The 19,825-nt window shown below is 71.6% G+C and carries 14 protein-coding genes; 3 read left to right on the forward strand and 11 right to left on the reverse strand.

All coding sequences use genetic code 11. From position 1 onward, the window contains the following. Positions 1–251: 251 nt before the first annotated feature. Together ABT137_RS17425 and fxsT are read left to right on the forward strand one after the other, a co-directional pair. Positions 252–1,526: a TIR-like protein FxsC gene (locus ABT137_RS17425; protein ID WP_351709328.1), complete on the forward strand. Its 1,275-nt coding sequence runs from the start codon at positions 252–254 to the stop codon at positions 1,524–1,526. Next, complete coding sequence (gene fxsT, locus ABT137_RS17430) at positions 1,516–5,523, forward strand: FxSxx-COOH system tetratricopeptide repeat protein (protein ID WP_351709331.1); 4,008 nt, start codon at positions 1,516–1,518, stop codon at positions 5,521–5,523. Before ABT137_RS17425 ends, fxsT begins: the two co-directional genes overlap by 11 nt. A 52-nt stretch (positions 5,524–5,575) precedes the next feature. Here the strand turns inward: fxsT and ABT137_RS17435 are convergent, their stop codons facing one another. From ABT137_RS17435 to ABT137_RS17485, 11 genes are all read right to left on the reverse strand, one after another. Beyond that, positions 5,576–7,513, reverse strand: coding sequence for an MFS transporter (locus ABT137_RS17435; RefSeq protein ID WP_351709334.1), 1,938 nt, complete (start codon positions 7,511–7,513; stop codon positions 5,576–5,578). Position 7,514: 1 nt separating this feature from the next. Next, on the reverse strand, positions 7,515–8,840 hold the full coding sequence (locus tag ABT137_RS17440; protein WP_351709959.1) for an NtaA/DmoA family FMN-dependent monooxygenase: 1,326 nt from the start codon (positions 8,838–8,840) through the stop codon (positions 7,515–7,517). 5 nt (positions 8,841–8,845) lie between these two features. Further along, on the reverse strand, positions 8,846–9,517 hold the full coding sequence (locus tag ABT137_RS17445) for a cysteine hydrolase family protein (RefSeq protein ID WP_351709337.1): 672 nt from the start codon (positions 9,515–9,517) through the stop codon (positions 8,846–8,848). Then, entirely contained in the window at positions 9,517–10,578 is a 1,062-nt protein-coding gene (locus ABT137_RS17450; RefSeq protein WP_351709340.1) for an LLM class flavin-dependent oxidoreductase, read from the reverse strand. Before ABT137_RS17450 ends, ABT137_RS17445 begins: the two co-directional genes overlap by 1 nt. A gap of 133 nt (positions 10,579–10,711) precedes the next feature. After that, entirely contained in the window at positions 10,712–11,827 is a 1,116-nt protein-coding gene (locus tag ABT137_RS17455; RefSeq protein WP_351709343.1) for an ABC transporter substrate-binding protein, read from the reverse strand. A 122-nt stretch (positions 11,828–11,949) separates the two neighbouring features. Further along, a complete protein-coding gene (locus ABT137_RS17460; RefSeq protein ID WP_351709346.1) occupies positions 11,950–12,807 on the reverse strand; it encodes an ABC transporter permease in 858 nt (285 codons plus the stop codon). 14 nt (positions 12,808–12,821) lie between these two features. Continuing rightward, positions 12,822–13,649 (reverse strand): ABC transporter ATP-binding protein, encoded by an 828-nt coding sequence (locus tag ABT137_RS17465; RefSeq protein ID WP_351709349.1) that lies wholly within the window; start codon positions 13,647–13,649, stop codon positions 12,822–12,824. A gap of 159 nt (positions 13,650–13,808) precedes the next feature. Next, positions 13,809–14,234, reverse strand: coding sequence for a hypothetical protein (locus ABT137_RS17470; protein WP_351709352.1), 426 nt, complete (start codon positions 14,232–14,234; stop codon positions 13,809–13,811). A gap of 87 nt (positions 14,235–14,321) precedes the next feature. Continuing rightward, on the reverse strand, positions 14,322–14,993 hold the full coding sequence (locus ABT137_RS17475) for a helix-turn-helix transcriptional regulator (RefSeq protein WP_351709355.1): 672 nt from the start codon (positions 14,991–14,993) through the stop codon (positions 14,322–14,324). Between the two features lie 386 nt (positions 14,994–15,379). Beyond that, complete coding sequence (locus tag ABT137_RS17480) at positions 15,380–15,946, reverse strand: hypothetical protein (protein ID WP_351709358.1); 567 nt, start codon at positions 15,944–15,946, stop codon at positions 15,380–15,382. Between the two features lie 113 nt (positions 15,947–16,059). Next, on the reverse strand, positions 16,060–16,737 hold the full coding sequence (locus ABT137_RS17485) for an alpha/beta fold hydrolase (RefSeq protein WP_351709361.1): 678 nt from the start codon (positions 16,735–16,737) through the stop codon (positions 16,060–16,062). Between the two features lie 240 nt (positions 16,738–16,977). On the opposite strand from ABT137_RS17485, the gene ABT137_RS17490 reads away from it, so the two are divergent. Then, the gene (locus ABT137_RS17490; protein WP_351709364.1) at positions 16,978–19,815 is read left to right on the forward strand and encodes an ATP-binding protein; all 2,838 of its coding nucleotides are present in this window, start codon (positions 16,978–16,980) and stop codon (positions 19,813–19,815) included. Positions 19,816–19,825 lie beyond the last annotated feature (10 nt).

The raw sequence follows: 19,825 nt of genomic DNA on the forward strand, positions 1-19,825 counted from the left end.
TGGGGATGGGGATAGTGCATATGAACTCGGACGCCGCCGACCAGGATACCGCGCGGGACAAGGGGGGTATCGTCTGCTGTCTCGGCACTGCTCTGTCACAGCAAGGTCTGAGGGGTACCGGTTGGGGGGTGATGAGGTGTGGAGGTCCATTGTTTCGTGCTCGCTTCCGCCGGCGCCGGACACCCTCCAAGGCGCGCAGTGTGACCCGCTTCACCACGTGATCCCCGCGGAAGCTGCAGGTCAGGGACTCATTGGAACCGTATTTCTTCCTGAGTTATGCGCGCAGGCGGGGCCCCCGGGTCCTGATCAAGCGGTTTTACGACGATCTTTGCACCGAACTGCGCGACTTACGCGCGAAGACCGGCGAACCGTTCGGCCGGCCCTACCTGGACGTCCTGTCCCTTCAGGTCGGCCAGGACTGGAACGCCAGCCTGAGCGATGCCGTCGGTCACTGTCGCACCATGGTGGCCCTGTACACCCCGGACTACTTTCGCAGCGACTTCTGCGGCAGGGAGTGGAAGGCGTTCGAGGACCGGCAGCGCACCCTGCGCGAGGTGACGGGAGTGGACGCGCGAGCGCTCATCCCGGTTCTGTGGGAGCCCGTACCGGCCGTGCCCTCCGGCGCCGACCACATACAGTACGAGAACATCGACTTCGGCGAGGATTACGCCCGGTCGGGGCTGAGGCGTCTTCTGGTCATGGATCCGGGCGGCGAGTACCGGCGGATCGTGAAGCTCCTCGCACAGCAGGTGCTGATCGCGGCGGAACACTTCCGCATCCCCATGGCGAAGGGTCTCGATCTCAAGGCACCGGAAGCCGCGGGCCCGTTCCCCTCGGCGTCCGACCTCGCGGCGCCGGGCAGCCACGCCGTGCTGCTGGTGGCCGCGCGGACCGCCGCGACGGCGCATCCGCACTCGGCGGACCTCCGGTGCCCGTGCCACGGCGACAGCCCCGCCGACTGGAATCCGTTCCACGCCGAGCACGGGGAACCGCTGGCCCCGCACGCGAAGCACCTTCTGGAGCAGAGCGGCTTGACCGTACGGACCGAGACGGTCTCGTACCTGCTCGGTCAGCACCTCGAAAGGGCCCGTGCACAGGGACAGGTCGCGATCCTCCTGGTGGAGGCGTGGGCCGCGGCTGACGAGGCGTATCGAAGCGCCCTTCGGGCGTACGACCGGGAGAACCATCCCGGCAGCGTCGTCATCGTCCCGTGCGGAGCGGACGAGGCAGGTGATTCGTCACAGAGCAAGGCCTACTGGGAGACGGTCCGCGGCGCGTTCCCCCTGAACTGGGCGAGCGGCGCCGGCGAGCCCTTGCCGTTGGTCCAGTTGGGTGCTTTGTCAGACGATTTCGACGCCCTCCTCCATGCGGTCGTTGCCAAGGCGAGCAACCACCTCTTCTCTTTCCTGGGAGAAGAGGAGGTACACCGGACCGCCCCCGCGCCATTGCCCATCCTGAACGCCGTGCCCGCCATCCGCCCCATACCTTCGAGAGCCGGAGCAAGGAGCAGGACCGATGACCCATGACGACCGCGGCCGGGGCACCATCATCACCTTCTACTCCTTCAAGGGCGGCACAGGGCGCACCATGGCGCTGGTCAACACCGCCTGGATCCTGGCCAGCAACGGCCTGCGCGTGCTCGTGGTGGACTGGGACCTGGAGGCCCCAGGACTCCACACGTACCTGCAGCCGCTGCTCGCCGACCCCGAACTCACCGAGACTTCGGGCGTGATCGAGTTGGTCCAGAGCTTCGCCGAGAAGGCGAAGGCGCAGACCGTCGGTTCCCGGTCCGAGAGCGGCGGCACGCTCGCACCTCCGCTGCCCGACGTCGCCGACCTGCGGCAGCATGCCCGGATCGACGAGTACATCGTGGGAACGGACCTGCGGCTTCCGCCCGGCGGGAAACTCGACCTGCTGCCGGCCGGTGCGCAGGACCCGGCGACGTACGCCGTCAAGGTCGGCACCTTCGACTGGGGCATGTTCTACCGCGTGGGTGGCAACAATCTGCTGACCGCGTTGCGTGAGGAACTCGCGGCGCGTTATGACTACGTGCTGATCGACAGCAGGACCGGTTTCAGCGACACGGCGGGCATCTGCACGATGGTGCTGCCCGACATCGTGGTCGACTGCTTCACCCTGAGCCGGCAGGGTGTCAACGGCGCCGTCCAGGTGGCGGAGTCGATCCGCCTGCAGTCCAACCCCCAGCGCGACATCCGGATCGTGCCGGTGCCCATGCGCGTCGAGGACGCCGGCCGCGACCGCCTGGAGGCCGGGCGCTACCAGGCCCGCAGTCTGTTCGCCCGGTACCTGGACTGGATGCCCGAGGACGAGCGCGACGTCTACTGGAACAGCGTCGAGATCCCGTACAAGGCCAGCTACGCGTACGAGGAGATCCCCGCCACCGTCGGGGAACGCCGTCAGGACGGTACGCTGCTCGCCGCCTTCGAACGGCTCACCGCACGGCTCACCGACAACCGGGTGACCCGGCTGAGCAACATGTCCGAGACCTACCGGCAGCGGCTGCGCAGGGAGTACGAACGCAACTCGCCCATCAGCCGCAAGGACTTCTACATCAGTTACGCGGCACCGGACCGTCTGTGGGCGGACTGGGCCGCGGCCACGTTCCGGGCGGCGGGCTTCGAGGCGAAGCTCGCACCGGTCGAGGCCGCGGATCTCTCGGCCGCCTCCACGGCACGGGACGACGTCGAACGCACCCTCGCCGGCGTAGCGCGGCTCGTCGTGTTGCTCTCCCCCCGCTACACGAAGTTGAAGCAGGCCGGGGACATCTGGCAGCGCGTCAGCCGCAGGGATCCGAACGGCGAGAACGGCATGGTCATCCCGGTGCGCGTCGACGACTCCTCGCTGCCGGCGGGGTTCTCCACGACGTCCCCGGCCGTCAGTCTCGTCGGGGTCTCCGCCGAAGAGGCCGTGTTCCGGTTGCTGACCACCGCCGACCGGGACCAGCAGTCCGGAGGCGGTGCCGGCCGCATCGCGGCGAGCGCGGTCACGTCCACCAGGCTCCCGGGCACTCCTCCGAAAGTGTCCCGGCTTCCCCAGCGCAACGCCGTGTTCACCGGCCGCCGGACACTGATCGAACGGCTGCGGGACAGTCTGCTCTCGGGCGGTGCGACCGCCGTGCTGCCCCAGGCCCTCTACGGGCTCGGCGGTGTCGGAAAGACGCAGATCGCCCTGGAGTACGCGCACCGGTTCGCATCGGACTACGACGTGGTCTGGTGGATCAACGCCTCGGAGCAGCAGCAGATCCGCCAGGACCTCAGCGCACTGGCCGGGCACCTCGGACTGGCCATCGGCGGCAAGGACCTGCGGGCCATATGCAGCGACGTGCTGGACAGCCTGCGCCAGGGCACGCCTCCGCACGCCCGGTGGCTTCTCGTCTACGACAACGCCGAGAACGCCGCGGATCTGAACGAGCTGCTTCCCGAGAGCGGACCGGGCCGACATGTCCTCATCACCTCCCGCAACCCCGGGTGGGACGAGCGCGCGGAGCGCCTTGAGGTCGACCTCTTCAGCCGGGACGAGAGCGTGGACCTGCTCCGCCGCTACAACCGCCGCCTGGAATGGGCGGAAGCGGACCGGGTGGCGGAGGAGCTGGGGGACTTCCCCCTCGCCGTCAGCCTCGCCGCGGCCTCGCTCCAGCAGTCGGCCCTGTCCGTGGACACCTACGTGGAGATGCTTCGTAGCCAGATGACCGACATCCTGCGCAGTCAGCCTGCGCCCGAATATCCGACTCCCGCAGCAGCCACCTGGCTGCTCTCGCTCAACCAGTTGCGGGAGCGGATGCCCGCGGCCGCCGCGCTCCTCCAGCTGTGCGCGTTCTTCGGACCGGATCCCATCCCGCAGAGCCTGCTCGAGAACAAGGCCTCCCGCAGACTGCTGCAGCGCTTTGACCCGAGCCTGGCCAACCGGCAGATGATGATCCCGTTGTACGGGGAGATCAAGCGCAACGGGCTCGCGCAGATCGACGAACGCGCCAACACCCTCACCCTGCACCGGCTGGTCCAGCGGGTCCTGAGGGATCAGCTCGGTCCCGAGGAACAGCAGGAGATGCGCGAGCGCGTCCACGCCGTCCTCGGCGAGGGCAACCCCGCCAACCCGGACGAGGCCGGCAACTGGCGTCAGTACGCGGCGCTGCTGCCTCACCTGCGGCCCACACAGGCCGAGGAGAGCGAAGACGCCGAGGTGCGGCAGTGGATCTGTGACACGGTCCGTTATCTGTGGCGCAGCGGCGACCCCGCGACGGCCGGTCAGACGGCCGGGCGCGTGCTGGCCACCTGGTCCGCGCAGTTCGGGGACGACGACGCGCTGGTGATCCAGCTGCGCACCGAGCTCGGCAACGCCCTGCGCGACCAGGGGCGGCTGCCCGAGGCTTTCGAGATCACCCGCGACGCCTACGAACGCGGACGCAGCGTCCTCGGTGAGGACCACATGTACACCCTCAACGCGGCCATGAGCCTGGGCGCCGACCTACGCGGCGCGGGACGCTACGAGGAGGCCATGGAGAGCGACCGGGAGACGTTGGAGCGGGCACGTCGCGTGTACTCCGAATCCCACATCCGGACGCTGCAGGCGGCCAACAACCTCGCCGTGTCCGAGTTCCTCTCCGGCAACCGGGAGGACGCGCGCAGGACCAACCGCGACGTCCTCAGGCAGTTTCAGGAGATCTCGGGCCCGGACCAGCGCACCACCCTCAACTCGGCCACGAACTACGCACGCGACCTGCGCGCCGCGGGAGAGTTCCACGAGGCGCTGAAACTCATCGAGGACACCCTGGAGCGCAGCCGGCGCGCGCTCGGCGACGATCACCTGGTCACGATCCGGGCCTCGCTCGGGGCGGCCATCCTGCACCGCCGCCTCGGCAACTTCCAGAAGGCTTACCCGTTGACCAACGAGACGTACGAGCAGTGCCGGAAAATCCTCGGCGACGACCACCCCGACACCCTGGCCGTCGCCACGAACCTCTGCTCGGACCGGTACGACCGGGGCGACGCCGTCGACGGGCGGAACCTCGCCAAGGACACCTTCGACCGCTACGAGCGACGCTTCGGCGCGGACCATGTGTTCACCCTCACCAGCGCCACCAACCTGGCGGTCCTGCTGCGCCTCACCGGTGAGCGGGAGGAGGCGCTCCGGCTGTCGGAGCAGACCCTCGACCGCTTGCGGCACCTGCTCGGCTCCAAGCACCCGTACACCCTCACCTGCATGCTGAACCATGCGACGGACCTGTCGGAGAACGACCGCCGCAGGGAGGCCGTCGAGATGGCTCGCGGAGCGTACGAAGGGCTGAAGGAGGTACTCGGCGCCGACCACTATCTGGCGATCGCCGGAGCCTCGAACCTCGCCGTACTGCTCCGTCAGGTCCAGCCGGACGAGGCGGATCAGCTGCACAGGGAAGCCGAACAGCGAGCCCGGGGCAGCAAGGAACTCGGCGCCGAACACCCCATGACCCGGTCGGTCACGGCGTGGCGCCCGATCGACGCGGACATCGAGCCGCCCGTCACCTGACCGGCGGTGCGGGATGAGGAGGGGGCGACGGGCAGGGTCCGTCGCCCCCTCCTCATCCCGCCAGCATCTTCAGCTCCCGCCGATGCCACACCACCGGGCTCCGGTCGTCGTCCGTCAGGAGGGCGAGGACGCGGAGCACGATGATGTCGTGGTCGCCGGCCGGGTAGGTGTGCTCGACGGTGCACTCCAGCCAGATCGGGGCGCCCTCCAGGAAGACGGCGCCCGATGCCGACTCCCGGGTGCGGAGGCCGGCGAGGCGGCCCTCCTTGCTGCGGGAGGCGAGCTGGCGGGCCTTGCCGCTGTGTTCCTCGCCGAGGACGGAGACGCCGATGGTCCGGGCGGCTGCGAGTGCCGGCCAGGTGGTCGAGGTGTGCTGGACGGCGAAGGAGACCATGGGCGGGCGGTGCGAGACGCCGACGGCGAACGACGAGACGATCATGGCGGTCGGTTCGCCGTGGACGCGTGCGGAGAGGGCGGCCAGACCGGACGGGAACGCGGAGAACGCCCCCTGTATGGCGCCGGGATCCGAGGTGAAGCCTTCCGGGGGCGTCATCGTGCGGCCCTCGACGTCGCCGCGTCGCGCGCGGTCGGGCCGCGCTGGGCGGGGCGGAGGCTGTCGACGGCGGCGACGGTCTTCATCGGGCGACTCCGGTCGGAGGAGGGCGGCGGCGAGGAGGGTGAGCAGGCCGACGGCGGCGAGCACGGCGAGGGTGGCCGCGTAGCCGAACCCGGTCAGCAGGACGGCGCAGACCGCGCTGCCCAGGACCGCGCCGAGTTGTTTCATGGCGTTGAAGGTTCCCGAGGCCGCTCCGACGTCGTCCGGGGCGACCGTGGTCACGGCGGCGATCGAGAAGGGCGACCAGACGAACGAGTTGGCGACCCCGTACACCGCGAGGACGGCGGTCAGGACGGGGACCGGCGCGTCCGCCGCGACCAGTGCCGCCGCGGCGCCGACGGAGAGGACGAGGGCGGCGGAGCCGACGACGGCCACCGCGCGAGTCCCGATCCCGTTGTTGAGGCGGGCCGACAGCGGGGCGCCGAGCACACACACCACACCCATCGGTACGAGGGTGAGTGCCGCCGTGCCGGGAGCGAGCCCGCGTTCCCCCTGGAGGTACAGCATCAGCGGGATCATCGCCGAGCCCGAGCAGAAGGCCGCGGCGGCGGCACCCCAGGCCGCGGTGCGGAAGCCGCGGCTGCGCAGCACGGCGATCGGCACCAGCGCCCGCTGCCCGGAGCGACGTTGCAGCCGTACGACCAGCACGACGAGCAGCGTGCCGGCGGCGGCGAGCAGCCAGCGCGGGACGCCCCACACGTCGGCGCGGGCCGCGTCCGTGCCCTGGACGCCGAGGACGAGTGCCCCGGCACCGGCCGCGTTCGCGCAGATCGCCCAGACGGGCACGGCGGCCTGCGGGTGGCCGGGCAGGGCGGGGACGAAGGCGGCCACGGCCGCGGCCGTCGCGATGCCGACGGGCACGTTGACCCAGAACACCGCCGGCCAGCCGCCCACGGCGACGAGCAGGCCGCCGACCAGCGGGCCTACGGCCACCGCCGCCCCGCCGACCGCGCCCCACACGCCGAGCGCGACGGCGAGGCGCGGCGGCCGGAACAGGGCCCTGATGAGGGTGAGGCACTGCGGGGTCATCAGCGCGGCGCCGATGCCCTGGACCACCCGCCAGGCGATGAGGGTCCCGGCGGTGGGGGCGAGCGCGCACAGCAGCGAGCCGAGCGTGAACGCCGCGAGGCCGAGGAGGAGGACGCGCCGGGGGCCGTGGCGGTCGCCGAGCCGGCCCGCGACGACCAGGGGGACCGCGCAGGCGACGAGGTAGCCGCTGTTGACCCAGATCGCGAGGGTCTCGGTGGTGTGCAGGCCGCTGATCAGCGCGGGCAGGGCGACCGAGGTGACGGTGCTGTCCAGCAGCAGCATGAAGAAGCCCGCGCAGATGCCGGCGAGGGCGAGCCGGTCGCGCCGCTCGCTGCCTGCGGTCATCTCACACCGCCAGGTTCTCGCGCAGCGTGGTGCCGGGGTAGGCCGGGGCGAGGCTGCCGCGGCGGCGCAGTTCGGGGAGGAGCAGTTCGGCGATGTCGGCGAAGCCGGAGGGCATGGCCAGCGGGCTGGAGAACATGTAGCCGCCGCGCGCTCCGGTCGCCGCGAAGTTCTCCTCCAGCGCGTCGGCGACGGTGGCGGGGTCGCCGGCGATGCCGTGGTCGAGCCCCGTCGCCCTGCTGCGGCCGTGCGCGAAGAACTCCGCGCGGCTCATGGCGTGCTCGGCGCCGAACTCCGCGACGAGCGAGCCGACGAGGCCGGCCGGGCTGGCGTTGGCCGCGACGATCGCGTCCCGCAGCTCGCCGAGGCGGAAGGACTCCGGGAGCGTGGCGAGGTCGTAGCCCATGTTGTGGGAGAGGTGGGTGGCGACGGTCTCCTCGTTCCAGAACGCGAGGGCCGCGTCGCGGCGGGCCCGGGCCTCGGCCGTGGTACGGCCGACGATGACCTGGGTGGCCCACAGGATGCCGACGCCGGCCGGGTCGCGGCCCTCGGCGAGGAGTGCCTCGTCGAGCAGTTTGCGGTGCCGCTGCTGGGCGGCGAGGTGACCGCCGAAGCCGAAGACCAGGTCGGCGAAGCGGGCGGAGGCGGCTATGCCGCGGGGCGAGTTGCCCGCCTGGACGATGAGTGGATGGTGCTGGGGGCTGGGTACGGAGGCGAGCGGGCCCTTGACCGTGAAGAAGCGGCCCTGGTGGTCGATCGGGTGCACCTTGGCCGGGTCGGCGAAGCGGCCGGTGGCCCGGTCGCGGACGATGGCGTCGGGTGCCACCGAGTCCCACAGGGCGCGGCAGACCGCGACGAACTCCTCCATCCGCTCGTAGCGCAGGTCGTGGTCCATCAGTTCGCCGAAGCCGTAGTTCGCCGCGTCGGCGCCGCGCGTGGAGGCGACCACGTTGAAGGCGACACGGCCGCCGGTGACGTGGTCGAGCGAGTTCAGCAGCCGGGCGACGTAGAACGGGTGCATGAAGGTCGAGGAGTAGGTCAGTCCGAAGCCGATCCGTTCGGTGACCGTGGACATCGCCGCGATCACCGGGGACATGTCGTGGCGCGGCCACTGGATGCCCCACTCCACGGCCGGCGCGATGCTGCCCCGCCAGGTGCTGGGGATGCCGCTGCCGTCGCCGAAGAACAGCAGGCCGACGCCCGCGCGTTCGGCGGTCCGGGCCAGCTCCATGTACAGGCGGACGTCGGGGAAGTCCGTACCGGTCCAGGAGCCGGGCCGGGCCCAGGCGCCCTCGGTGTGGGTGAAGGAGAGGTCGAAACCGATGTGCATGCCGGTCACCGGGCGCCCCGCTTCCACAGGCCGACGACCTCGTCGGCGTCACCGAGTACGGCGACGTTCAGTGCCAGCTGCACCAGGGCGGCGGCATGGACGTCGAGGTCGTAGGCGGCTGTGGCGTCCCGGGGGACGACGACCGGCCAGTCCAGCTGTACGGCGTCCTGGGCGGTCGCGTACACACAGCACTCGCTGGTCAGGCCCACGACGGTGAGCCAGCCACGGCCGGCCGCGCGCAGCCGCGCGTCCAGGTCGGTGCCGAGGAACCCGCTGTAGCCGCGCTTGACGACCCGCTCCTCCCCCTCGGCGGGCCGCACCCGGTACCACTCCGCGCCCGCCGAGCCGAGCACGCACGGCTCGTCCGGGCCCATGGGAGCGTCGTAGTCGCCGCCGCGCAGCCAGTTGCCCGCCCGCCACGGCCTAGCCGGGTCGCTGCCCAACTCGACCCAGACGACGGGCACTTCGAGTTCGCGTGCACCCTGGACGAGGTACTCGACGCGGGTGACGGCCCGGTCGAGGGCCGCGAGACCGTCGTCCGTCGGGCCGTATGCGGCCACGCGGTCCGGTTCGGCGAAGTCGCGCTGTACGTCGACCACGACCAGCGCGGGCCCGCTGCCGGGCCGGGCGAGGTGGGCGAGTTGTCTCTCCCGCAGACCGGGGCCGGTGCCGGGCATCAGGCGGTCACCCCGTCCCGGGCCCGCAGTTCGGGCAGCACGGTCTCGCCGAACAGCAGCATGTCCTCGTCGTACTCCGGGAAGATCAGCATGAGCCCGTCCAGGTCGGCCTCGCGCACGATGTACTCGATGTGGTCGGTGACGGTGCTCGCCGACCCCGCGACGTAGGGCGTCTGGAACGCGGCCTCCCCGTCCGCCCCGTCGGCCCAGGCGCGGGCCTGGTCCTCGGGGATGCCCCAGGTGCTGCGCATGTGGGCGAGGGCCTCCCGGTCGAGGCCTGCGCCCCACTCCCTGACCTTCTTGGCGGCGAGTTCGTCGGTCTCCTCCTGGACGACGGTGAGCATGGAGTAGGTCCTGCAGACCCGGCCGGCCGCCGCCGCCCGTTCGTGGACGTCCGTCGACAGCGTGCGCATCTCGTCGAGGCTCTCGGCGGCGAGGAAGGCGCCGTCGGCGTACCGGGCCTGGAAGCGGCGGGCGTCCTCGGAGCGGCCCGCGTTGATGAGGGTGGGACGGACCGCCGGACGCGGCCGGGACTCGCAGTCGACGAGGTCGAAGTACGGGGTGCGCAGGGTGACGGAGTCCTCGGTCCACAGCCGGGTGACCGCCTCCGTCCACAGTTCCGTCATCCGGTAGCGGTCCTCGTGGCTGAGGTCCGGGTCCCACTCGCCGAACTGCTCGAACTCCCCCGCGTAGGAGCCGTTGACGATGTTCATGCCGGCGCGGCCGCCGGAGATGTCCTGGAGGGTGGCGAACATCTTCGCGGCGACGGCGGGGTTGTGGACGTTCGCGTGCAGGGTCGCCCAGATCTTCACCCGGCTGGTCGCCTCGGCGAGGGCGGCCATCATGGTCATCGATTCGAGCGAGCGGCCCCAGTGGTCGGTGCTGCCGCCGAAGCCGCGCCATTTCGCCATCGACATCACGAAGTCGAGGCCGATGGTCTCCGCGTGCACGGCGGCGCGCCTGTTCCAGGCGTAACTCGCCTCGGGGTGGGGGGCGGTGGTGGAGAGCATCCAGCCGCCGTTCCCGATGGGGAGGAAGATTCCGTACTCTTTCGTGGGCACGTTGCGGGCCTTTCCTGCGGGTGCGGGCCGGTGTGGGTCGTCGGTCGGGTGCGGCGCCGTGGGGGCTGGTCGCGCCCACGCGGCGGAGCCGCACATTGATACAGCCCCGCGCCCCCTTACGGGGCGCTGCCGCTCAGGGAGCCGGCCAGACGAGCTTGTCGTCCGTGTAGATGTTCTTGACGTACGACGTGTCGAACCATGCCGCGGCCTTGTCCGCGGTCACGTCGGCGGGGACGATCGCGAACTGGTGCAGCATGGCGACGAGCGCCGTGACGTTCTTCGGGTCGATGGCGCCGAGCGGCTGTCCGGGCGTGGGGTTGTCCTTCACGACCTGGGTCTCGGTCTGCCAGATGGTCGCGTTGAGTTTCTTGTCGTACGTCGGTCCCGACAGGCCGGCCGCGTAGCCGACGCACTCGGTGATGTGGGCGGCGCTCGCCGCGCAGTAGGCGTAGGCGTGCAGGGCGGCGCGCAGGATGTCCTCGACGGCGTGCGGGTGGGCCTTGGCGAAGGCCGGGTTGACGGCCATCGCGCCGAGCGAGCTGGGGACGTCGTAGTCGACCGGCTTCCAGACGGTGACGTCGTGGCCGGCCGCCTTGAGCTGGTTGGGCTCGTTGGAGACGAATCCGGTGAGCGCTTCGAGTCCGCCCTGCTTGCGGGGCAGTACGGAGGGGTCGTAGCCCTCCTTGACCAGCTTGAGCGAGTCCCACTTCACGCCGGCCTTGACCAGCATCGCCCGGACGGAGGCGGGCACATAGCCCTTGTGGCCGACGGTCCTGCCGTCGAGCTGGGTGAGGTCGGTGATGTCCTTGTTGGTCATCAGGATGTCGAGGCCGGCGTCGGAGTACGAGGAGACGCCGGTGATGTCGATCCCGTTGGCGCGGGCCTGGATGACGTCCTGTTCGGCGACGGGGCTCACGGTGGCCTGTCCGCTGGCGAGCAGTTTGGTGTTCTGGGAGGTGTCGCCGGTGCCGGGTTTGAGGGTGACGTCGAGGCAGAGGTCCTTGAAGTAGCCGAGCTTGCTCGCGGCGATGTATTCGAGGATCGACGCGGACGACTGGTACTGGTAGCCGGAGAGGTAGGTGATCTTGCCGGCGGCCTTGTTCTCGGCGCAGCGCCCGGTGGAGATCGCGGATCCCTCCGAGCCCTTGGAGGTGGTGGCGTCGGATCCCGACCCGCATCCGGCGGCCACGGCCGTCAGGGCGACGGCGGCGAGAGCGGCGAGGCCGGATCTGGCGAGGCGTGACTGCATGGGTGACTCCCAACTGGCGGTGTCCGCCGGGTGTGTTGATGCGTGGGATGGATGACGGCACGGGCCGCCGGAGCCCCGGCCCTCGTGGGCTCCCGGGCGGGGCGGTGCGGGCGCGGGCCCGGTCAGTCGTCCGTGCTGTCGTGCCAGTGCAGGACGCGGCGCTCGACCAGCGTCACGGCGAGCAGCAGCAGGACGCCCATGACGGCGAGGACGAGGATCGCGGCGTATACGACGGGGAGCTGGTTCATGGACGAGGCGACGCTGATCACGGTGCCGAGGCCGCGGGTCGAGCCGGACGCCGACATCTCGGCCACGACGGCGCCGATGATCGACAGCGGGAAGACGATGCGCAGCGCGGCGAACAGGAACGGCAGCGCGTGCGGGATGCGGACGTACCAGAGCAGTTCGACGCGGCCCGCGTCCATCGTCCGGTACACCTGGAGCACCTGCCGGGGCACCGAGCGCAGTCCGGCGGCGGTGTTGATGAGGATCGGGAAGAAGCAGATCAGGGCCGCGATGACGACCTTGGGCAGCGGGCCGAAGCCGAAGGCGACGACCAGGGCGGGCGCGATCGCCACCAGCGGGGTCACATTGAGGACGACCGCGATCGGCATGACGGCCCGCCGCAGCAGCGGGAGTTCGCTCGTCAGCACCGCGAGGACGAACGCGGCGGCGAACCCCGTGCCCAGGCCGGCCGCCGCCTCGCCCAGGGTGACCAGGGCGTTGTCGACGTAGTAGCCGAACTCGGATCCGAGCGAGGCGCCGATCTTCCCCAACGGGGGCAGCAGATACGGCAGTTCGTCGGCGCCCCACTGCCAGAGCAGGGCGAGCAGCGCCAGTGTCACGAGGAGCGGCGCCCAGACGGCGGGGCGGATCCAGGCGATCCGGGACCGGGGATGCCGCAGGCTGAAACGGGAGGGCTCGGCGGGCGGTTCGGACCCGGTGGCGGCCTGCGCGGTACGTTCGTCGGCTACGGTCATCGCTCCCGCCTCCGTCACGCGGCTTCGCTGCGCCAGGCCCGGCGCAGCCGGTCCCGGACCAGGTCCTCGTACTCGTGGAACCGGCGCTCCCCGAACAGGCGGTCGCCGCGGGGCCGTTCCAGATCGACCTCGACGGTGTCGACGATGCGGCCGGGACGCGGGGCCATGACGACCACGGTGTCGGAGAGCCGGACGGCCTCGGAGACGGAGTGGGTGACGAACAGGACCGTCGTCCGCAACGCGTCCCAGAGGTCGAGGAGCTGGTCCTGGAGGCTCTCGCGGGTGAACTCGTCGAGCGCCGAGAAGGGCTCGTCCATGACGAGGACGTCGGGCCGCAGGCCGAACGCCCTCACGATCGCGGCGCGTTGCCGCATCCCGCCGGAGAGCTGGGCGGGAAGCTTGTGCATGGCCTCGCCGAGACCGGCCTTGACCAGGAGTTCCCGCATGTCCGGGGCACCGGTCGCCGCGCGCTCGGCGCTGCCCGCGATGCGTTCCCGGCGGCGCGCCGCACCCTTGTTGATCTTCTGCGGCAGGCTGACGTTCCGCAGCACCGACAGCCACGGCAGCAGGGCCGGGCTCTGCGGCACCAGGCCGATCATCTTGGCGGCGCACGCCTCGGCCGGGGGCACGCCGTGCACCCGGACGGTGCCGTGGTCGGGTTCCTCCAGACCGGCCGCGAGCCGCAGCAGCGTCGACTTGCCGCAGCCGCTGGGCCCGATCAGGCTGACGAAGCGGCCCACCGGTACCGACAGGTGGACGTCGTCGAGGGCGGTCGTCGCGGCCGGCCCGAATCCGTAGACCCGGCGCACCGACCGCAGGTCGAGTGCTGGCGTACCAGTCACCTTCACGCTCCCATCCATGTCGCGAGCACGAAGGCCCGATCCTGGAAGTCGGAGAGCGTGCGTGGCGAGTGCGGAACTGCCACGCGGAAATCCGCTTAGGTGCCCCCGACAGTAGGAACCCCGTGTTTCACCCGGTCACGGCGGTCCGTTTCAACGGCTTTACGTTCGGCTCGGCAGTGTTACGACGGTGTCGCCGTCGAAGACGTAGACCTCTATGCCGAGATCCGCGGCGGCGCGGGCCACCCAGCCGCCCAGCGCCTGCACGATCACCCCGGTGACGAGGAGGACCGTGCGCTCGGCGGTGGGCACCGAGTTCCTCAGCCAGAGCAGCTTGAACATGTCCGCCATGACCTTGTTGCGGTAGGCGGGCTTGTAGGCGCCCTGGTTGGCGACGAGCTGGACGAGCACGCGGCCCGGGGCGTCGATCCCCTCGACCTCGACGCGGCTGCCGTCCGGCAGCATCAGCGGCTTCGGGCGCAGCGCGGTGCCGAGCCGGTCGCTCAGGGCGAGCAGCATCCGGCGTTCGACGGAGCCCTCGGCGAACCGGCTCCACTCGGTGGGGGCGTCAACCACGGTCAGGCGCACGTCCCGGAGTCTAGGAACGTCCCGTTTCGCGGGTGTTTCCTGCATCGGGCCGCGGTCAGAAGACGCGTCGGGGTCGGAACATCAGGGTCAGAAGATGCCCGTCCGGATCGCGTACGCCACCGCCTGGGTCCGGTTCCTGACCCGCAGTCTCTTCACGGCCTCGTGGATGATGCCCTTGATGGTGCGTTCCGAGTAGCTCATTTTGTCGGCTATCTCGACCGTGTTCATGCCCTCGGAGAGCATGCGGAGCACCTCGATCTCCCGGACCAGGAGGCCGTCCCTGCGGGACAGGTCGGTGAGGGTCTGCTGCCGTTGCTGGTTGCCCAGTTCGGCGATCAGGTGGGCCACCAGGTCCTCGGGCATCCGGCAGCGCCCGGCGCCCGCCTCGACGACGGCGTCGACCAGCCGGTCGAGGTTCAGGTCGCCCCGGTACAGGAAACTGGTCAAGCCGTACTCGACGGCCAGCGAGAGCTGCCCCTCGGTGATGCGGTCGGCGATCATCACAACCGGGACGGGGGTGCCGGGGGCGCGGGCGGCGTCCTGGCGCATGACCCTGATCCAGTCGTCGTCCACGGCGCTCAGCAGGAGGACGGACACGTCCGCGTCGGGCAGCTCCTGCGCGGTGAGGACTTTCACGCGGGCACTCGACTCCAGGTAGGCGCCGGTGGCGTGTTCCAGGATCGCGTCGCTCGCCCTCACCACGGCCGAGACCGGGGCGCTCAGCGCGTCGCACATTCCATCCGCTTGGTTCTCAGGCACGTTTCAGCACCTTAGGGCGCCGGTGGGTCACCGGCTTACGTCAAATGACCCAATGAAATATCCGCCCCTCTGTGCCGATTTGATGCCCTGTGATGCCTTTCAGGGCAAGGGAGTCGGGTATGCGGGCGGGCAGGTCCGCCACCAGGAGGGCGGCCGGCACAGACCGGTTGTACCAGGGAAGGCCGCCGCCGGGCCCTCGCTCATCGGGCCGTCTGCCCTTTCGTCCGGCGAGTGGGTTCGTTCGCGCATGCGGCGCCCCCGGCACGTCCGCGGACGGCCACCGGCCCTGTGCGGTGTGTGCCGCAGGTGTGATGATGTGTCTCGGCCGCCGACGGCGGACATATGTCTCGGACGAACCGGGAGACGAACGGGGAGCGGGCCAAGGCCTAGGCCCCGGCTCCGGCCTCCGGTGTCTCGGTCCCCTCCTGTGTCGACAGGGTGTAGAAGACCGCCCTGCCCTGCTTGGTGCGCCGGGCCCGGTTCCTGGCGACCAGGTTCTCCAGCGTCGTACGGATCACCGTCGTCTTGATGGTGCGGCCGGGCTGGCCGGCCCTGATCGCCTCGGCGACGTCGGTCGCGGACCGCGGCTCGCGCTGCTGGGCGAGATAGGCGTGGACGGCCTCGACGAGGCTCGGCTTCGGCTCCGCGGGGCTCTGCTTCGGGAGGTCACGGCGGTTCGGCACGGGCTCGGTCCGCTGGTGCGGCACGACGGCGTCGGCGTCCGCGTCGGCCGTTCCGGGGGCGGCGACAGGGACGGAGGCGGTGGTCTGCGGGGTGAGCGCCTGCTGCAGCCGCTCCAGCACCATCCTGTTCTCCCGTACCGCGCGCAACTGCTCTTCCAGGGCGGCGATCTCGGTGGCGAGGCGGTCCTGTTCCTGGGTGTTGACTTCGAGGTCCTGCGCGATCCGCGCGCTGTACTCGGACGCCAGCTCGGTGCCGGGGGACTCGGACATACGGTCGGGCCTCTCGTCGATGTGCTGCGCGCGGGGACGCCGATGTGCCTCGCGCGGTGAACAGCGTACGCACAGGAGACGTCCCACGGGCACGACTCGGGCCGTCGGGTGTCTCAACCGGCGGCGGTGGCCCGTTCGATGACATCGACGACCACCTCGGGCCGTGACACATAGATGGCATGGCTGCCGGGCGCCTCGACGACCGTGGCGCCCGCGCGTCCGGCCATCGACCGCTGGGCCAGCGGCGGGATCATCCGGTCGTCGGCCGCGACCAGGTACCAGCTGGGCCTGGTCCGCCACGCGGGTTCGCCGACGGTCCCGGTCAGCGCCTCGGATCCCCACGGGACCTGCGAGTCGGCCATGAACCGCGCCCTCGCCTCGGGCAGGTCGCCGGCGAAGGAGGCGTGGAACCGGTCGCGGTCGAGCAGCACATAGCCGTCCCGCATCGGCAGGAGCGGCGGCACCGACGCGCCCGGCGGCGGGTCGGCGATCAGGGAGTCGACGGACTCGCCCCGGTCCGGCGCGAACGCGGCGACGTAGACGAGCGCGGACACCTTGGGGTCGCGACCGGCCTCGGTGATGACGACACCGCCGTAGGAGTGCCCCACCAGGGTCACCGGTCCGTCCTGCAGGGCGATGAGCCGCCGGACCGCCGAGACGTCCTCGGCGAGGGAACGGTTCGCGTTCTGCGCGACGGTGACCCGGTATCCCGCGTCGACGAGACGCTCGTGCACCCCCGCCCAGCCGGATCCGTCCACGAACCCGCCGTGGACGAGAATCACGTTCCGCACAGAATTCCCCTTGTCGTGACGGGCCGTCGGGCTTCGCTCCGGGTCCGGACCGCTTCGCTGGGCCCACTGTACGAGGCCGTGACGTGCGCGGTACCGGCAAGATGGCCTGATCGCCCTCGCGGGCGTGCGGGTCTGCCCGCCCGTCGTTGTGACGCATGCCACTGCGGCACGTCCGAACTTTCGGTGCCGTTCCACCATCCAGTCGCCGAGTCCGCCCCGACCAGGATGGGAAACTGCTGCATGTCCTCCCCCACACCCCCGGCCGCGGAAGTCGGCGAACACCGCACCGGTCCCGAAGATCCGGGCGCCGACCGGCTCGTCGGGCGTTCGGCGGAACTGGCGCTTCTCGGCGGGTTCTTCGGTTCCGCCGCCGCGCGGGGCCGGGCGCTGGTGCTGACCGGTGAGGCGGGGGTGGGGAAGTCCGCTCTGCTTGACGCGGGGGCGCGGCGGGCGCGGGACGCGGGTTTCCAGGTGCTGCGGGTGGTGGGCTCGCAGTTCGAGGTGAGTGTCAGCTTCGCCGCGCTGGACCAGGTCCTCCGGTCGCTGGCGGTGGAGATCGCCGAACTGGCCCCGTGGCAGGCGGAGACGCTGCGGGCGGTGCGCGGGGCGCCGGACGAGCGGCCGACCGAACTCCTCGCCGTCGCGGGCGCGGTGCAGGTCCTGCTGTCCCGGAAGGCCGCGCGCAGCGGGCCGGTGGCGATCGTGATCGACGACGTGGCGTGGCTCGACCGGCCCAGCGCCATCGTGCTGGGGACCGTCGCCCGCTACACCCACAGCGCGCCGGTGGCGCTGCTGGCGGCGTCCCGGACCGGCGACGAGTCCTTTCTGAGCAGTACCGGGATACCGGCGCACGAGGTCGGACCGCTGGACGAGGCGGCCGCGCACCAGCTGGTGGCCGAGCGGTTCCCGGCGATGTCGCCCCGGGTGCGGCAGCGGCTGGTCGCGGAGGCGGCCGGCAATCCGCTGGCCCTGCTGGAGCTGCCGGCCACCCTCAACGAGGCGCAGCGGCAGGAACGCGGGCCGCTGCCGGCCGTACTGCCGTTGCCCGAGCGGCTGAAGAAGGTCTTCGCCGTGCGGATCGACGCCCTGCCGGAGCGGACCCGGGAGCTGCTGCTGCTCGCCGTGCTCGACGGCTCGGGCGGGCTGCACATCCTGGAACGGGCCCTGGGCGGCGGCGATGTGCTGGCCGAGCTGGGCCCCGCCGAGCAGGCGGGAGTGGTGCGGGTCGACTCCGCCACCGGCCGGCTGGCCTTCCGGCACCCGCTGACCCGGTCCGCGGTGATGGAGCTGTCGACGGGCGCGGAGCGGCGGCGCGGACACCTGGCGCTGGCCCGGGAGTTCCCGGAGGGGTCCGAGCACCGGGCCCGGCACCTGGCCAACGCCGCGGTCGGCCCGGACGACGAGGTGGCCGCCCTGCTGCACGAGGTGGCCTACCGCACGTTGCGCCGCGGCGACGCCGTCGGGGCCATCAGCACCCTGCTGCGCGCCTCCGACCTGAGCAGCACCGGCGCGGCGCGGGGGCGGATGCTGGCCGAGGCGGCCTGCCTGGGCGCCAACATCACCGGAGACCTCCGCAACGTGCACGCGCTGCTCGACAACGCCCTGCTCGCGGACCCGGTGGGCAGCGGTTCGCTCGCCGCCGCGACCGCGGCCGCCAGTCGGCTCGTCAACGGCGAGGGCGACGTGGACACCGCCCACCGGCTGCTGACGGGCGCGATCCGCAACCACGCCGGGCCGCGCGGTGCCGACGACGACATCCTGAACGAGGCGCTGCTCACCCTGCTCATGGTGTGCTTCCACAGCGGCCGGCCGGAGCTGTGGCAGCTCTTCGACGCCGAGATGGCCGAGGCCCGGGTGCGCTCCCCCGATCACCTGCTGTGCGTGCTGCGCACGGCCTTCGGCGATCCCGCGCACGCGGCACCGGCCGACCTGGACCTCCTCGACGGCCTGGTCGCGGACCTGCACCGGGAGACCGACCCCCGGCGCATCGTCCGTACGGCGGTCGCCGCCGCCTATGTCGACCGGCTGCCCGGCTGCCGCAGCGCCCTGCGCCGGGTCGTCGACGACGGCCGGGACGGCGGCGCCATCACCATGGCCATCGAGGCGTTCTTCCTGCTGGCCAACGACGCCTACTTCAGCGGCCAGTGGGGCGACCTGCCGAAGCTCACCGAGGAGGGCCTGCGCTGGTGCACCAGGTACAACTACCGTCTGACGGCGGAGCCGGGCCGGTTCCTGCGGGGGCTGCTGGCGGCCGCCCAGGGCGACACCGGGACCGCCCGGAGGACCGCCGACCGGCTGGTGGCCTGGGGGAACCCGCGGGGGCTCGGACTGCTGCGGGTGTACGCGGCGCACATCCGGGCGCTGTCCGCGCTCGGCGCGGCGGACTTCGAGAGCGCCTACTCCCACCTGCGGTCGGTGATCACCCCCGGTGAGATACCGGCCCGCCTGCCGCACGCCCTGTGGCTCTTCCTGGACTTCGCCGAGGCCGCGGCCCGCACCGGCCGGCACGCCGAGGCGGCCGCACACGTGGCGGCGGTGCGCGGGACCGGCATCCCCGCGCTCTCCCCGCGGCTGGCCATGCTGACCGACGCCGCCGAGGCCGTCGCCACCCCGGACGTCATCGACCACGAGCTGTTCCGGCGGGCCGTCGGCACCCCCGACGCGGAACGCTGGCCGTTCGAGTGGGCGCGGATCCGCCTGGCCTACGGCGAGCGGCTGCGCCGGGCGAAGGCGGGTGCCGAGGCCCGGGGCCATCTGGACGCCGCGCTCGGCACGTTCCGGCGGCTCGGGGCCGAGCCGTGGAGCGCGCGGGCCGCGAACGAGTTGCGGGCGAGCGGCATTCCCGTCGGCACCGCGGCCTCCGGTGCCGGCCGGCCCGCGCTGCTGACCCCGCAGGAGCTGCAGGTCGCGCGGCTGGCCGCCACGGGACTGACCAACAAGCAGATCGCCGCCCAGCTCTTCCTGTCCCCCCGCACGGTGGCCGGGCACCTGAGCAACGCCTTCCCGAAGCTGAACGTCACCTCACGCGCGGGTCTGCGCGACGCGCTCACCGGCCTGGCCCCGGAGCGGACCGCGTGATCCGTCCGTG

Origin of the sequence: Streptomyces sp. NPDC001980, assembly GCF_040296885.1 — a bacterium.
Classification (GTDB): Bacteria; Actinomycetota; Actinomycetes; order Streptomycetales; family Streptomycetaceae; genus Streptomyces.

Excerpts from the sequence above, each read along its gene's own strand:
- fxsT (WP_351709331.1), top strand. The coding sequence starts at position 1,516 with ATGACCCATGACGACCGCGGCCGGGGCACCATCATCACCTTCTACTCC.
- ABT137_RS17435 (WP_351709334.1), bottom strand. The coding sequence starts at position 7,513 with ATGACCGCAGGCAGCGAGCGGCGCGACCGGCTCGCCCTCGCCGGCATC.
- ABT137_RS17440 (WP_351709959.1), bottom strand. The coding sequence starts at position 8,840 with ATGCACATCGGTTTCGACCTCTCCTTCACCCACACCGAGGGCGCCTGG.
- ABT137_RS17445 (WP_351709337.1), bottom strand. The coding sequence starts at position 9,517 with ATGCCCGGCACCGGCCCCGGTCTGCGGGAGAGACAACTCGCCCACCTC.
- ABT137_RS17455 (WP_351709343.1), bottom strand. The coding sequence starts at position 11,827 with ATGCAGTCACGCCTCGCCAGATCCGGCCTCGCCGCTCTCGCCGCCGTC.
- ABT137_RS17460 (WP_351709346.1), bottom strand. The coding sequence starts at position 12,807 with ATGACCGTAGCCGACGAACGTACCGCGCAGGCCGCCACCGGGTCCGAA.
- ABT137_RS17480 (WP_351709358.1), bottom strand. The coding sequence starts at position 15,946 with ATGTCCGAGTCCCCCGGCACCGAGCTGGCGTCCGAGTACAGCGCGCGG.
- ABT137_RS17490 (WP_351709364.1), top strand. The coding sequence starts at position 16,978 with ATGTCCTCCCCCACACCCCCGGCCGCGGAAGTCGGCGAACACCGCACC.